The sequence below is a fragment of the Rhizobium sp. Root483D2 genome (genome assembly GCF_001426685.1).
GTDB lineage: Bacteria > Pseudomonadota > Alphaproteobacteria > Rhizobiales > Rhizobiaceae > Pararhizobium > Pararhizobium qamdonense.
In genome coordinates, this window is the sequence record NZ_LMFB01000015.1 from 74185 (window position 1) to 89378 (window position 15194).

Annotated in this window: 15 protein-coding genes; 11 read left to right on the forward strand and 4 right to left on the reverse strand. The window is 60.0% G+C overall.

Annotation, left to right across the window (positions count from 1 at the left end):
• Positions 1-61: 61 nt before the first annotated feature.
• A complete protein-coding gene (locus tag ASD32_RS13240) occupies positions 62-940 on the forward strand; it encodes an ABC transporter permease (protein ID WP_060638496.1) in 879 nt (292 codons plus the stop codon).
• The gene (locus ASD32_RS13245; RefSeq protein ID WP_060638497.1) at positions 937-1731 is read left to right on the forward strand and encodes an ABC transporter ATP-binding protein; all 795 of its coding nucleotides are present in this window, start codon (positions 937-939) and stop codon (positions 1729-1731) included. The genes ASD32_RS13240 and ASD32_RS13245 overlap by 4 nt, the downstream gene beginning before the upstream one ends.
• 6 nt (positions 1732-1737) lie before the next feature.
• Here the strand turns inward: ASD32_RS13245 and ASD32_RS13250 are convergent, their stop codons facing one another.
• Positions 1738-2379, reverse strand: coding sequence for a LysE family translocator (locus tag ASD32_RS13250; protein WP_060638498.1), 642 nt, complete (start codon positions 2377-2379; stop codon positions 1738-1740).
• 194 nt (positions 2380-2573) lie between these two features.
• Between ASD32_RS13250 and ASD32_RS13255 the strand changes: the two genes are divergently transcribed.
• Both ASD32_RS13255 and ASD32_RS13260 read left to right on the forward strand, forming a co-directional pair.
• Positions 2574-3023, forward strand: a complete 450-nt coding sequence (locus ASD32_RS13255; protein WP_060638499.1) for a BA14K family protein — start codon at positions 2574-2576, stop codon at positions 3021-3023.
• A gap of 258 nt (positions 3024-3281) precedes the next feature.
• Positions 3282-4499, forward strand: coding sequence for an argininosuccinate synthase (locus ASD32_RS13260; RefSeq protein WP_060638654.1), 1218 nt, complete (start codon positions 3282-3284; stop codon positions 4497-4499).
• Between the two features lie 190 nt (positions 4500-4689).
• Here ASD32_RS13260 and ASD32_RS13265 read toward each other — a convergent pair whose 3' ends face one another.
• Together ASD32_RS13265 and ASD32_RS13270 are read right to left on the reverse strand one after the other, a co-directional pair.
• Complete coding sequence (locus ASD32_RS13265) at positions 4690-5895, reverse strand: multidrug effflux MFS transporter (protein ID WP_060638655.1); 1206 nt, start codon at positions 5893-5895, stop codon at positions 4690-4692.
• A gap of 8 nt (positions 5896-5903) precedes the next feature.
• Positions 5904-6383: a MarR family transcriptional regulator gene (locus ASD32_RS13270; RefSeq protein WP_060638500.1), complete on the reverse strand. Its 480-nt coding sequence runs from the start codon at positions 6381-6383 to the stop codon at positions 5904-5906.
• A gap of 244 nt (positions 6384-6627) precedes the next feature.
• Between ASD32_RS13270 and ASD32_RS13275 the strand changes: the two genes are divergently transcribed.
• The 7 genes from ASD32_RS13275 (at position 6628) to typA (ending at position 14436) form a co-directional block, all read left to right on the forward strand.
• Complete coding sequence (locus ASD32_RS13275) at positions 6628-6891, forward strand: hypothetical protein (RefSeq protein ID WP_060638501.1); 264 nt, start codon at positions 6628-6630, stop codon at positions 6889-6891.
• Positions 6892-7009: 118 nt separating this feature from the next.
• The gene (locus ASD32_RS13280; RefSeq protein WP_060638502.1) at positions 7010-7651 is read left to right on the forward strand and encodes a LysE family translocator; all 642 of its coding nucleotides are present in this window, start codon (positions 7010-7012) and stop codon (positions 7649-7651) included.
• A gap of 114 nt (positions 7652-7765) precedes the next feature.
• A complete protein-coding gene (locus ASD32_RS13285; RefSeq protein ID WP_060638503.1) occupies positions 7766-9826 on the forward strand; it encodes a M3 family metallopeptidase in 2061 nt (686 codons plus the stop codon).
• Between the two features lie 102 nt (positions 9827-9928).
• Positions 9929-10108 carry a hypothetical protein gene (locus ASD32_RS13290; protein ID WP_060638504.1) on the forward strand — a complete coding sequence of 60 codons (180 nt, stop codon included), beginning with the start codon at positions 9929-9931 and terminating at the stop codon, positions 10106-10108.
• A complete protein-coding gene (locus tag ASD32_RS13295; protein ID WP_060638505.1) occupies positions 10105-10770 on the forward strand; it encodes a Fic family protein in 666 nt (221 codons plus the stop codon). The genes ASD32_RS13290 and ASD32_RS13295 overlap by 4 nt, the downstream gene beginning before the upstream one ends.
• A 136-nt stretch (positions 10771-10906) precedes the next feature.
• The gene (locus tag ASD32_RS13300; RefSeq protein ID WP_060638656.1) at positions 10907-12469 is read left to right on the forward strand and encodes an alkaline phosphatase; all 1563 of its coding nucleotides are present in this window, start codon (positions 10907-10909) and stop codon (positions 12467-12469) included.
• A gap of 137 nt (positions 12470-12606) precedes the next feature.
• Positions 12607-14436 (forward strand): translational GTPase TypA, encoded by a 1830-nt coding sequence (typA, locus tag ASD32_RS13305; RefSeq protein ID WP_060638506.1) that lies wholly within the window; start codon positions 12607-12609, stop codon positions 14434-14436.
• 86 nt (positions 14437-14522) lie between these two features.
• Here typA and gfa read toward each other — a convergent pair whose 3' ends face one another.
• On the reverse strand, positions 14523-15098 hold the full coding sequence (gene gfa / locus ASD32_RS13310; protein ID WP_060638657.1) for an S-(hydroxymethyl)glutathione synthase: 576 nt from the start codon (positions 15096-15098) through the stop codon (positions 14523-14525).
• Positions 15099-15194 lie beyond the last annotated feature (96 nt).

A 15194-nucleotide genomic window follows, 5' to 3' on the forward strand; every position in this document is an offset into this window, starting at 1 on the left:
CTTGCAAAGCCCTGAGTGCCGCAGCGGGTTTGAAGACGTAAAAAGAAGAGGACCGACAGCGGTGAGCCAAATTGCCTTCTGGGGAGCAGTCGAGCTTGGGCTCGTCTATGCCTTCGTCGCCATCGGTGTATTCCTTGCCTTCCGCGTGCTCGATTTTCCCGATCTGACCGTGGACGGCTCCTTTCCGCTCGGCGCCGCCGTTGCAGCCGTCCTGATCATCGCCGGCGTCAATCCCTGGCTCGCCTCGGGCGTTGCCATGATCGCTGGCGCGGCTGCAGGCATCGTCACCGCCATCCTCAACGTCCGCTTCCGCATTCTCAATCTGCTCGCATCGATCCTGACGATGATCGCGCTGTTCTCCGTCAATCTACGGGTCATGGGCAAGCCGAATGTCGCGCTGATCAATGCCGACACGATGCTGTCGCCGTTTTTCGGCCTCGGCCTGCGGGACTTCTACGTGCGGCCTCTGTTCATTGGCCTTCTCGTCATCGTCGCCGTCATTGCCGTCTGGCGCTTCCTTGAAAGCGATGCCGGTCTTGCCATGCGGGCAACCGGCGCCAATGCGCGCATGGCGCGGGCGCAAGGGGTCGATACCAGCCGCCAGATCTATCTCGGCATGGCGCTCTCCAACGCGCTGGTTGCGCTTGGCGGCGCGCTGTTTGCCCAGACCAACGGCTTTGCCGATGTCACCTCGGGTGTCGGCACCATCGTCGTCGGCCTTGCGGCCGTCATCATCGGCGAAACGCTGCTCGGAGCGCGCGGCATCCTGATCGCGCTGATCGGCTGTGTGCTCGGCTCGATCCTCTATCGCATCGCCATCCAGCTGGCGCTCTCCACCGATATCCTGGGCCTGCAGGCCTCCGACCTCAATCTGGTCACCGCAGCGCTCGTCACGGTCGCCCTCGTCCTTCCCCGCCTGCGCCGCGGAGGTGCCGCATGATCAAGCTCGACAATATCCAGGTGATCTTCGGCAAGGGAACGCCGCTGCAGAAGCAGGCGCTGAACGGCGTCAGCCTGACCATCGAGGAAGGCACATTCGTGACCGTCATCGGCTCCAATGGTGCGGGCAAATCCACCGTGCTCGGGGTTCTCGCCGGCGACGTTATCCCCGCGGCGGGACAGGTGACCATTGGCAATACAGACGTGACCCGCAAGGGCACGGCCGCCCGCGCCGGGCTCGTTGCCCGTGTCTTTCAGGATCCGCTGGCGGGAAGCTGCGGCGCCCTGTCGATCGAGGAAAACCTGGCGCTGGCCGCACGGCGCGGCGAAAGCCGGGGGCTGACACCGGCCCTTGGCCCCAAGCGCCGCGAACATTTCCGCGACCGCATCGCCGAGCTCAACCTTGGCCTTGAAAACCGCATGCGCGACCGGATGGACCTGCTCTCCGGCGGCCAGCGGCAGGCGGTTTCGCTGGTCATGGCGACCCTTGCCGGTTCCGAAGTCCTGCTGCTCGACGAACATACCGCAGCGCTCGATCCCGGCATGGCCGAGTTCATCATGAACCTCACCCAGAAGATCGTCTCCGAGCGCAAGCTGACGGCGCTGATGGTGACCCACTCGATGCGCCAGGCGCTCGATTTCGGTCACCGCACCATCATGCTGCATGCGGGCGAAGTGGTGCTCGACGTCTCCGGCGACAGCCGCAAGACGCTGCAGGTCGAAGACCTCATCGCCATGTTCCGCAAGATTCGCGGCCAGACGCTGGATGACGATGCGCTTCTGATCGGCTGACCCTGTTCAGCGCGTCTGCGTGAACAGGATTTTTACCGCAAAGATCGAGAACACACCGGCAAACGTATAGTCGATGCCGCGCATGACGCTTTTGCGGCGCTGCAGCCAGCCGGACAGGCCATCGGCCGTCAGGATGACCAGCACATTGACCGGCATCGCCGCGACGATGAAGAAGAAGCCGAGGAACAGCAGCTTCTGCGTTACGGCCGGATCATGGGCGGTGACGAACTGCGGCAGGAAGGTCATGAAAAAGATGATGACTTTCGGGTTGAGCAGGTTGACCCAGAGCCCGGTGGATATATTGGCCAGCGCCGAGGCACCGGTGTCATCCACCTTCTTGACCGTTAGCGTCGATCCATAGCGGATCGCCTGCACCGCCAGCCAGAACAGATAGGCGGCACCGCCTGTCTTCAGGATCATGAAGGCTGTCGGCGAAGCCGTGATCAGCGCCGAGATCCCGAAGGCGACCAGGAGCGTGTGTACGACGCAGCCAAGGCTGGTTCCGACGACAACGAAAAAGGCGGCGGCCTTGCCCTGGCTCAGCGCCCGGCTGATCGACAGCGTCATATCCGGACCCGGCGTCGCCGCGAGCAGCAGCGTCGCTGCGGTGAAAGCCAGAAGTGTCGGCAGGCTCGGCAGGAAATCCATCTTTCAATCCTATGGAAGGTTCACGCATTCGGTGGATCAGCAAACATTGAATGACTGAAATGATACCTGAAAGCAATTCTGCTTTTCCGCGCCCATAACGCTGTCAGACAACCAATCCGATCACCAAATGGTGAAGACGGCGGCGGAACGAAATTTCGGCCTATCCGTTCATGTGGTGAAACGAGGAAACATTCATGAGAAAACTTGCAGTACTCTTCATCTCCGCCGTCACAGCTTTGACCAGCTTTGCGCCTGCACAGGCATTTCCGTCTGCGCCGGTAAAGGCCGCGACGGCTCAGACAGATATCGTGCAGGTGCGCGATCATCGTGAGCGCCGGATCATCCGCAACAATCACCGCCGCCACGGCTGGGACCGTAACCGTCATAGCAACCGCTGGGACCGCCGCCACAACAATCGTCACGGCTATTACCGCAACGATTATCGCCGCCACCGGAATAACAATGCCGGTGCGATCATCGGTGGCCTTGCCGCTGGTGCCATCATCGGCGGTGCCATCGCATCGCAGCCGCGCTATTCGAATGGCAATTCGCACACCCAGTCCTGCTACGCGCGCTACCGATCGTACCGCGCTTACGACAATACCTACCAGCCGAATTACGGCCCGCGCCGTCAGTGCAGGTAACAGTTTGCGAGGAGCGGCGATAGCCACACTGCGGACAATAATTGTTCGATCAAGCCCGCTGCCCCTCAGGGACGGCGGGCTTTCCGTTTTTCAAATCCTTGGTAGATGCAGAATGCCGAGGCGCGAGCCCTCATCGAGGTGCCGCCCGCGCAATTCTGGCCGCGAAAGGCTTGCACGCACCGGCAATCTCGCTAAAAGTGCAGCAGAATTTTCTTGGGCGCGATCCCGCGTCTTTTCGGACAAGACGGACAGACAAACATGGCAAAGCAAGTGAAAAAGGTCGTTCTCGCCTATTCCGGCGGTCTCGACACCTCGATCATCCTGAAATGGCTGCAGACCGAACTCGGCGCTGAAGTCGTCACCTTCACCGCCGACCTTGGCCAGGGCGAAGAGCTGGAGCCGGCCCGCAAGAAGGCTGAGATGATGGGCATCAAGGATATCTACATCCGCGATGTGCGCGAGGAATTCGTCAAGGATTTCGTCTTCCCGATGTTCCGCGCCAATGCCGTCTATGAAGGCGTCTATCTGCTCGGCACTTCGATCGCCCGTCCGCTGATTTCCAAGCACCTGATCGACATCGCCCGGGAAACCGGCGCCGATGCGATTGCGCATGGTGCGACCGGCAAGGGCAATGACCAGGTCCGTTTCGAGCTTTCGGCCTATGCGCTGAACCCCGACATCAAGATCATCGCCCCTTGGCGCGACTGGTCGTTCAAGAGCCGCACCGACCTGCTCGCTTTTGCCGAACAGCACCAGATCCCGGTTGCCAAGGACAAGATGGGTGAGGCGCCGTTCTCTGTCGATGCCAACCTGTTGCACTCCTCCTCCGAAGGCAAGGTTCTCGAGGACCCGGCCGTCGAAGCGCCGAACTACGTCTACATGCGCACGATTTCGCCGGAAGAAGCGCCGGATGTGGCGACAACCGTGAAGATCGGCTTCCGCAAGGGTGATGCCGTTTCGATCGATGGCAAGGAGATGAGCCCGGCCTCGATCCTGACCGCGCTCAACGCGCTCGGCCGCGACAACGGCATCGGCCGCCTCGATCTCGTCGAAAACCGCTTCGTCGGCATGAAGTCGCGCGGCGTCTACGAGACCCCCGGCGGCACGATCCTGCTCACGGCCCACCGCGCCATCGAATCGATCACGCTCGACCGGGGTGCAGCCCACCTCAAGGACGACATCATGCCGCGTTATGCCGAGCTGATCTATTACGGCTTCTGGTTCTCGCCGGAACGCGAAATGCTGCAGGCACTGATCGACAAGAGCCAGGATCATGTCGAGGGCGAAGTGACGCTGAAGCTCTACAAGGGCAATGTCATGGTCACCGGCCGCGAAAGCAACAAGTCGCTCTATTCCGACAAGCTGGTCACCTTCGAGGACGACCAAGGCGCCTACGACCAGAAGGACGCCGCCGGCTTCATCAAGCTCAACGCACTGCGCCTGCGCACACTGGCCGCCCGCAACCGCGACAAGTAACAGCCGGGCTAATCCGTGTTTCGAAAGCCCGCCTCCGCAAGAAGGCGGGCTTTTTCGTTGGTACCCACACTCCGTCATGCTTGGGCCTGACCCGAGCATCCAGCCGCCATGCCCGACGCCGGAGCGTGGATCCTCGGGTCAAGCCCGAGGATGACCCGAGAGGGGCATCCTTTAGAAAACGCCGGCTTCCTTACTTGTCCTGCGTTCTGTCCGCATCCAGAACCTGCCGCCGCGTCGCATGTTGAAACCAGGCATAGCTGGCAATCGACGTGAACAGCATCACCGGGATGATCACGCCGAAGGCTGTGAAGGGGGTGCCGAGGAGGGCGGCCGCGAGGCCGCCGAGAAAGCCGCCGGCCATCTGGATGAACCCCATCATCGCCGATGCGGAACCGGCAATATGCGGGAAGGAATGCAGAGCCGCCGTGGTCATATGCGGTGTCAAAAAAGCGATGCCGAAGCTGGAAAACGCAACCGGCAGCATGACCGACAGATAGCTCGGCGCGACGAAAAGCACGGACAATATGATCAGCAGTCCGCCGGTGGCACACAGGGCCAGACCTGCGCGAACCGATCCTTCGCCGCCAAGTTTTGCGGCCGTCAGCCTCAGACAGACCGAGCCTGAAAAATAGCAGCCGCTCTGCATCAGCATGCCTATCCCGAAAGCCGTTGGCGTCATGCCGACTTTGTCGATCAGGATGAAGGACAGCATCGTTGACTGCGCATAGAGCGCGCCGACCGAACCGCCGAGCACGATGGCAGCGGCGACGAAGCGGGAATCGCGGATGAGGTCGCCATAGGCCGACAGAAGCGGCCATGGCCGCGCGCGGCGCGGATCCGGCGTGGTGGTCTCGCGCATGAAGACGAGGACGGCGGCGATGGCGATCAGACCGAAACCAACCAGCAGGAAGAAAATAGCCTGCCAGCCGAAGGCCGCCAGTGCCAACCCGCCGATGGTCGGCGCCATGGCCGGGCCGATGGCCAGCATGATGCCGATCAGGTTCATGATCCGCGACGCCTCGGCACCGGTAAATTGATCGCGCACGATGGCGCGTGCAACGGTGATCCCCACGGACGCGCCAATCCCCTGGATCAGCCGCCCGGCCAGCAGCCAATCGACGGTGGGCGCAAACGCGCAGATGAGGCTGCCCATAAGATTGATGCCGACGAACGCGACCGTCGCCCGCTTGCGGCCAAACGCATCCGACATCGGTCCGGCAATCAGTTGCGCCACCGAGAAGCCACCGAAATAGACCGATAGCGTCAGCTTGATCATCGATTCGGTGGTGGCGAAGGCCTTTACCAGTTCGGGCATGGCCGGTGTGTAGATCGACATCGAGATCGGCCCAAGGGTCGCCAGCAAGGCACCGAGAATGCTGGTACGCCGTTCGCTCATCCGCAGGTTCATTCGCCGATACTTTTCTTGTCGGAGGAGACGCAGCGGTCGAGCTGGTGCAGATTTTCGCGCAGGCCCTTGAGGCTCGCGCGCAGCGCTTCGCGGCCCTGCGCATCGAGCCCCGACGTGACCTGGTCCATCAGGGTGCGGACCTCGCTGCGAAGAGCGAGAAGCAAGGGATCCGCCGCATCGGTGACGACGACATTCTTTGCCCGGCGATCACCGGGATCCGGCACCCGCTCCACCAGCCCGAGCGCTTCCAGACGATCGAGATAGGTGGAGAGCGTCATCGGTTCGATGCCCATCCGCACCGCAATGTCGGCCTGCTTGATGCCTTCGGTCGCCGCCACCTGGATCAGCGCCCTGGCCTCGCCCGGCGTCACGCCCAGGGCCGATGCCGTGATGCAGCGATCGAAAGCACCACGCAAAAGCCGGGACACATCGGTGAGCAACATGCCGATCGTATCGGTTTCCAATCTGACCGGCATGGGAACTCGCCTTTTAGGATATCGTAAGCATTACTTATCAAGCGCGAGATAGTCCGGCAAGGCCCGGAAAACACCGCTTAAATATGCAAATTACGTAATAAATCGATCACGAAAATATCAACTAAAAGCACGGGTTATGACAACCGCGTGCATCGCGCATGCGTGAATTGAACGTGTTCGCAGCGCAGGCGCAGAGTTCGCTGCGGGAGCAATGATGCTCCCCGCATTCACTGGGAGAGAGACTATGTTCAAGATGATTTTTGCAGCCGCCGCGCTGGTTGCCAGCCTGTCGGCCCCGGCCTTTGCCGCCGGCATGATGGCCTGCGACGACGCCTCGATCATGAAGACAGAGGAAATGGCCAAGGGCATGACCGATCCGATGAAGAAGGATCAGATGATGATGGCCATGAAGGAAGTCGACAGCGCCAAGATGGCGATGAAGGATGGCAAGACGAGCGACTGCTCCATGCATCTCGACAATGCCATGAAGGCAACCGAAGCCAAGTAGATCGCCGCTTTTCGCGCGGGGCAGAGCCTTGCCTGGCCCTGCCCCGCACCTTTCCCCGGGCATCTTGACGGAATCATCTGCGCAGGGTCGAATGTGCTTTCACGCGCGAGGAGATTCCATGACGCAGACCCTGCTTTTCGGCGCCTTCCTGGCCGCCCTCCTTTATGTCCTCATTCCCGGTCCGGCCTTTCTCGCGCTGCTTGGCATCGGTGCCGGACAGGGCCGCAAGGCGGGTGCGATGTTCATGGGCGGACATCTGGCCGGTGACCTGCTCTGGTCGGCCCTGGCGCTCGTCGCGATTGTCGGCGCCAAGACGATCGGCAGCACGGTGTTCGACATTCTCGGCCTTTTCTGCGGCTTCTATCTCGCCTGGATCGGCTGGAACGCGCTGCGGGCCAAACCGCGCGGCGAAAACCAGCCGCTGATCAGCGTCGAGCGGCCCTACCGGCGCGGCCTGATTTTCGGCCTGACGAACCCGAAGGGCTATCCGGTGGCGCTGGCGACCTTTACGGCGCTGCTTGCCGGTTCTTCCAATGCGCTGGATTTTCATGCGCTGCCGGCGCTGCTAGCCGTTTCCTTCCTTGGGTTTCTGGTTGCCGATATCATTCTGATCGGCATCATCGGCGCATCGGTGGTGCGGCGTTTCTACCGCCGCCATGAACTGGCAATCGTGCGGCTCTCCGGTGTCCTGTTCATGGGCTTTGCCGTGCAGGCCATCTGGCATGCAGCACCCGGACTTTTAGGCCTGCGCAAGCCTTGACCGGCGGCTCGCAAACGCCCACCTGACACTCTGAATATTTCCAAAATCGCTGCCAGCAAATGTGGGCGGCACCCGCCACCTGCGGGATAGACCGGACTGCGAAAGGACTGCCTTATGACGTCGAGCCCCGCGCTGAACCCCGCCATCACCGACTGGAACGGCCCGGATGGGCTGCCGCGCTTCGAGGCGGTCGGCGACAGCGATTTTGCAGCGTCCTTCGAGGCGGCCCTTTCCGGCCACGAAACCGAAATCGATACCATCGCCAACAATCCGCAGCCTGCCACGTTTGAAAACACCATCGTCGCCCTTGAGACCGCAGGCGAAGCGCTGTCGCGGGTTTCCTCGCTATTCTGGAACCGCGCCGGCGCCCATACCAACGATACGATCCAGGCGCTGGAACGGGATATTTCGCCGAAGATGTCGCGGCATTATTCCAAGATCGGCATGAATGCCGCGCTGTTTCAGCGCATCGACACGCTCTGGGAGATGCGCGAAACGCTTGGGCTTGATCTTGAGCAGACACGGGTGCTGGAGCGCCACTGGAAGGGTTTTGTCAAATCCGGCGCCAAGCTGCCGAAGCCGGAACAGGAACAACTGGCGGGGATCAACGAAAAGCTCGCAGGCCTCAGCACCCGGTTCGGACAGAACGTTCTGGCCGACGAGAAGCGGTGGTCGCTTATTCTGTCCGACGGTCCGGAACTTGACGGCCTTCCGGATTTCCTCAAGGACGCCATGGCTTCGGCGGCCCGCGAACGCGGCGAGGACGGCAAATATGCCGTGACCCTGTCGCGCTCGATCATCGAGCCCTTCCTGACTTTCTCTGAACGCCGTGATCTCCGCGAACAGGCCTTCAAGGCATGGGTTGCGCGCGGCGAAAATCCCGGCGAGACCGACAATCGCGGTGTCATCCGGGAAACGCTGGCACTGCGCAGCGACGTCGCCAAACTGCTGGGCTATGGTAATTTCGCCGAAATGAAGCTCGACAACACCATGGCCAAGACCCCGGCCGCAGTAAACGGTCTCCTGCGCGCGGTCTGGGCAAAGGCCGTAACGCGGGCCCGTGAGGAAGAGGCCGATATTGCCGGCCTGATCGCAGAAGACGGCAAGAACCACGACGTCATGCCCTGGGACTGGCGCTTTTATTCAGAACGCATCCGCGCGCAAAAATTCAACTTTTCTGAAGCAGAGCTGAAGCCCTATCTGCAGCTCGAAAAGATCATCGAGGCCTGCTTTGATGTGGCCAGCCGGCTGTTCGGCATCCGCGCGATCGAAAAGAAGGGCATCCCCGCCTATCACCCGGATGTGCGCGTCTTTGAAATCCGCGACGCTCAGGACAAGCTTGTCGCTCTCTTCCTCGGTGATTATTTTGCCCGTTCCTCGAAGCGCTCCGGCGCCTGGATGAGCGCGTTCCAGTCGCAGCACAAGCTGCCGCTGAAAAACGGGAAGACCGGCGAACTGCCGATCATCTACAATGTCTGCAACTTTGCCAAACCGGCGGAGGGAAAGCCGGCGCTGCTGTCGCTCGACGATGCCCGCACGCTCTTTCACGAGTTCGGCCATGCCCTGCATGGCATGCTCTCGGACGTGACCTACCCATCCGTCTCCGGCACCTCGGTGTCGCGCGATTTCGTCGAGTTGCCCTCGCAGCTCTACGAACACTGGCTGACGGTACCGGCGATCCTCAGGCAATATGCCGTGCATGTCGAGACCGGCGAACCTATGCCGCAGGCGCTGCTCGACAAGGTTCTGGCCGCCCGAACCTTCAATGCCGGGTTCAACACGGTGGAATTCACCTCGTCGGCGATCGTCGATATGGAATTCCACACCCGGGGTCCGGTCGACGACCCGATGGCGGTTCAAGCGGAGATCCTCAGCGAACTCGGCATCCCGAAATCACTGGTCATGCGCCACGCCGCGCCACACTTCCAGCACATCTTCGCCGGCGGCTATTCGGCCGGCTATTATTCCTACATGTGGTCGGAAGTGCTCGATGCCGACGCCTTTGCCGCCTTCGAGGAAACCGGCGATGCCTTTGACACGGCCATGGCCAAAAAGCTGAAGGACCACATCTATTCCGTCGGCGGCTCGATCGACCCGGAAGATGCCTACAAGGCCTTTCGTGGCAAACTGCCGAGCCCGGATGCGATGCTGGCGAAGAAGGGGCTGGCGGCGTGAGTGGCCACAAGACTTGCGCAATTCCATGTTATTATGTTCAGGATGAGTTTCGACTTGAGAAACTGATAAAAGCTTCCTGAACGCTTGAAAGGATTTTTCGTTATGAACGAACCGCTTAAAAATCTTCTGGAAGCCGCTAGAAAGATCCCTCAGACGGAAAGGGATTTGGAGTTGCAAAGGCGTAGCTTCGCCTATGGAAATACACATTTCGAAAACGAACTTATTACGCGCGAAATGGTGGATAAAATCGCGGAGCAGATGGCAGCAAAGAAGCAGAAATGACGGACACGATCCGGCGGCATAGTATTGCAACAGAAGCGTACATCATCACTGACGCACAAGAGCGCGCTGAAGCTGAAGCACGCAACGGACTGTTGCAATATGACACCGCCTGCAAGATCATTTTTGATGCCATTGAAAAAGGCGCGCAGTGGAAGCTTCGCCCTTCAGCTCTGTTGAGCCTCCACAGGGAAGCCCTGCAGGGGATTAGCCATCACGCTGGAAATTACCGTCCTGCATCCGTAGAAATACAGGGAAGCAAGCACAAGCCGGTCGAAGCCCATCTCGTTCCTGAGTTGATCGAAGAGCTTTGCGACTACATCAATGCGCATTGGAATGAAAAGACGGCAATACATCTGGCGTCTTACGCGATGTGGCGCCTCAATTGGATACATCCGTTCAGCGATGGCAATGGACGAACGTCCCGGATGATTTCGTATGTCGTCTTATGCGTGAAGCTGGGCCTTATGTTGCCAGGCAGAAATACAATACCGGATCAAATAGTCGATAACAGACGTCCTTATTTTGAAGCTCTGGAACAGGCTGATCAAGACTCCAACTCGGACGTGTACGACCTTTCTAAAATGGAAGCGTTGATGGAAACGATGCTCGCAGTGCAGCTTGCGAGTGTCATGGAATCCGCAACAGGTAAGCCATATCTGTAAAACAGCTACCTCGCGTCACGGAACTGTCGCCAAACCGTTGGAATAGATTCATCCAACTGTAAACGAACTGACATCGCTTTCGCCAAAGGTCCGCCTCGGGTTTCGCGTGATTCCCGTGACGGTACCAGAGGCCGATTTGGTCGATATTCAGGATACGCTGACCCGCCGCTCCTTCCTTGTGTCTGCCGGGGCTGCCGGGTTTGCCGCCACATCGGTTCTTGCAACGCCATTTTATTCACGAGGTTACGGTAGGCCGTCCTTCACGCATGGTGTCCAGTCCGGCGATGTCGATACGAAATCCGGGATGATCTGGACACGGGCCGACCGGCCCTCGCGCATAGCGGTCGAATATTCGACCACCGAGAGTTTCTCTTCCCCCGTCCGCCTTCCCTCGATCGATGCGCTGCCCAAAAGTGACTACACGGTGAAATGCGCGCTTGATCATCTCTTGCCCGATCAGGACATCTTTTACCGCTTCACCGCGACGGATCTCTATGACAGCAACAGCGTTTCCGAACCGGTTATCGGCCGGTTCCGCACCGCACCGCTGCGCCGCCGCTCGGTGCGTTTCGTCTGGTCGGGCGATACAGCAGGCCAGGGCTGGGGCATCGACGACATAGGCATGAAGACCTATTCGACCATGCAGCTGCACGAGCCGGATTTCTTCATCCATTCCGGCGATACGATCTATGCCGACAACCCGATCCCCGATGAAATTCCGCTCCGCGACGGCACCATCTGGAAAAACCGGATCGTCACCCCGGAAAAGCGCGAGGTGGCCCGCACGCTTGAGGAATATCGTGGCCAGTGGAAATACAATCTTCTCGACGATCACGTCCGCGCACTGAACGCCACATGCCCGACTTTTTACCAATGGGACGATCATGAGGTCTTGAACAACTGGTCGCCGTCGACCCATCTGCGCGACGATCCCCGCTATCCGGACAAGGACGTCTCCGTCTATGCGGCCCGCGCAATGCAGGCTTTCCAGGAGATGACGCCGATCCGCGCCTTTCCGGCCCAGCCCGGCCGCATCTTCCGCAAGATCCCCTATGGCCGGCTGCTCGATGTCTTCTTCGTTGATCTGCGCTCCTATCGCGAAGCCAATCAGGGCGGCGGCGATGAATTGTTCGGCTGGCAGCAGGCGGATTGGCTGAAGCGGGAGCTGGCAGCCTCGAAAGCCACCTGGAAGGTGATCGCCTGCGATATGCCGATCGGCCTCGTCGTCTGGGACGATTTTGCCAACAGGCAGGGCTCCGATGCGATCGCCAATGGCGACAACGGTCTGCCAACAGGCCGCGAAAAGGAATTTGCCGATATTCTCACCTTCATCCGTGACAATGCCATCCAGAATACCGTCTGGCTGACGGCGGATGTGCATTATACCGCCGCCCATCACTACGACCCCTCCCGTGCCGCCTTCAAGGACTTCCTGCCATTCTGGGAATTCGTCTCCGGTCCACTGCACTCGGGCACCTATGGGCCCAAGGAACTGGACATGACCTTTGGTCCGCAGGTGCGCTTCATAAAGGCCGCCGGCAGCGGCATCGACCAGAATCTGCCGCCGTCTGCCGGCCTGCAATTCTTCGGCCTTGTCGATATTAACGGCCAGACGGAACAGATGACGGTCCGGCTGATGGATCGGGACGATCACGAGTTGTGGCAGATCACCCTCGATCCTGCCGGGAATTCCGTATGAAACATCGGCCGGATTCACTCTCTCTCAAGACTTTGCCGCCTTCCCCCCTTTCGCAAATGCAAAAAAACCTGTATGAGCCGCGCAATTGAAGATGCGGCGTTCATCACATACGCCCCGAAACCTCCGAGTATTCACACATGAAAATGCGCAACATCGCGATCATCGCACACGTTGACCATGGGAAAACCACGCTCGTCGACGAACTTTTGAAGCAGTCGGGTTCGTTCCGCGACAACCAGCGCACGACCGAGCGCATGATGGATTCGAACGACCTCGAAAAAGAGCGCGGAATCACCATTCTGGCCAAGGCCACCTCGATCGAGTGGAAGGGCGTGCGCATCAACATCGTCGACACCCCCGGCCACGCCGACTTCGGTGGTGAAGTCGAGCGTATCCTGTCGATGGTCGATGGCGCGATCGTTCTGGTCGATAGCTCGGAAGGCCCGATGCCGCAGACCAAGTTCGTGGTCTCCAAGGCCCTGAAGGTCGGCCTTCGCCCGATCGTCGCGATCAACAAGATCGACCGTCCGGACGGCCGCCATGAAGAAGTCATCAACGAGGTCTTCGACCTCTTTGCAAACCTGGATGCGACCGACGAACAGCTCGACTTCCCGATCCTCTACGGTTCGGGCCGTAACGGCTGGATGAACGTCAATCCGGAAGGTCCGAAGGAAGAGGGCCTCGCCCCGCTTCTCGACCTCGTTCTCAAGCACGTTCCCGAGCCGAGCGTCGGCGAGGAAGACGGCGCGTTCCGCATGATCGGCACGATCCTGGAAGCCAACCCCTTCCTCGGCCGCATCATCACCGGCCGTATCCATTCCGGCTCGATCAAGCCGAACCAGGCCGTCAAGGTTCTCGGCCAGGACGGCAAGCTGATTGAAAACGGCCGTATCTCCAAGATCCTCGCGTTCCGCGGCATCGAGCGTACGCCGATCGACGAAGCGCATGCGGGCGACATCGTCGCCATCGCTGGCCTGTCCAAAGGCACGGTCGCCGACACGTTCTGCGACCCCTCGGTCACGGAAGCGCTGCATGCCCAGCCGATCGACCCGCCGACCGTCACCATGTCCTTCATCGTCAATGACAGCCCGCTTGCCGGCACCGAAGGCGACAAGGTAACAAGCCGCGTCATCCGTGACCGCCTGTTCAAGGAAGCCGAAGGCAACGTCGCGCTGAAGATCGAAGAAGCCGAAGGCAAGGATTCGTTCTACGTGTCCGGCCGTGGCGAATTGCAACTGGCCGTTCTCATCGAGACCATGCGCCGCGAAGGTTTCGAGCTTGCCGTATCGCGTCCGCGCGTCGTCATGCACAAGGACGAAGCCACTGGCCAGATGCTGGAGCCGGTCGAAGAAGTCGTCATCGACGTCGATGAGGAATATTCCGGCGTCGTCGTCCAGAAGATGTCCGAGCGCAAGGCTGAAATGGCCGAGCTTCGTCCGTCCGGTGGCAACCGCGTTCGCCTGAAGTTCTTTGCTCCGACCCGTGGCCTGATCGGCTACCAGTCGGAACTGATGACCGACACGCGCGGCACGGCGATCATGAACCGTCTGTTCCACGAATATCAGCCTTACAAGGGCGATATCGGCGGCCGCGTTCAGGGCGTTCTGCTCTCCAACGACGCTGGCGAATCCGTTGCCTACGCCATGTTCAACCTGGAAGACCGCGGCCCGATGATCATCGATGTCGGCGAGAAGGTCTATGCCGGCATGATCATCGGCATCCACACGCGTGACAACGATCTGGAAGTCAACGTGCTGAAGGGCAAGAAGCTCACCAACATGCGCGCCTCTGGCAAGGACGAAGCCGTCAAGCTGACCCCGCCGATCCGCATGACGCTCGACCGTGCACTCTCCTGGATCCAGGACGACGAATTGGTCGAAGTGACGCCGAAGAACATCCGCCTGCGCAAGATGTACCTCGACAGTAACGACCGCAAGCGTTTCGAAAAGTCGCGCGGCGCTGCATAAGCAGACCGTTTAAAACAATGAAAAAGGGCGCAGCGATATCGATCGCTGCGCCCTTTTTCGTTCGAGCCACATTGTCTATGGGTAGATCAGGATTTCAACACACCGCTCTTCTTCGCGGTCCAGGTGGCGATATAGTCCATCAGCGCATTGTTCAGGCAATCGGATGGCGTCAGGCCGAGTTCGCTCAAGCGGGCCCGGATGGCGGGCATATCATCGGGATCGGTACCGGCTTCGATGATGGACGAGACGAAAGCGGCAAAGCCGGGCGGCGACCAGCCGTCGGTATCGAAACGTTCCGGGTGAATGAAGTCCAGCCCCTGGAAAGGATGCTCGCGCTCCACCGGACCATACATGTGCACGCCGCAGCCCCTGCAGGCATGCCGCTGGATCAGTGCCGACGTATCGACGACTTCAAGCTTGTCGCCGTTTTCAAGCACCGTGATCTTGTCATGCGGAACGACTGCAACAACCGAAAATGTTGCCCCGGCCGGCTTCCAGCATTTGGTGCAGCCGCAGGCATGGTTATGGGCGACGTCCCCTTCGATTTTAACGCGTACAGGCTTGTCAGCGCAGGCGCAGACCAGAACGCCGCCGGAGAAGCCGGTTGCGGCCCTGGGCACGCCTTGGTCGAGCAGGGGATGCAGAGAAACGGTAGCAGGCATGTCTTCCTCCCATGCCGGTTTAAACAATCCCGCCTCCCGTGCCGGCAGATCGCGGCAAGGCGTTTCCATCAGCATATCACGATGTTAAAAAGAGTC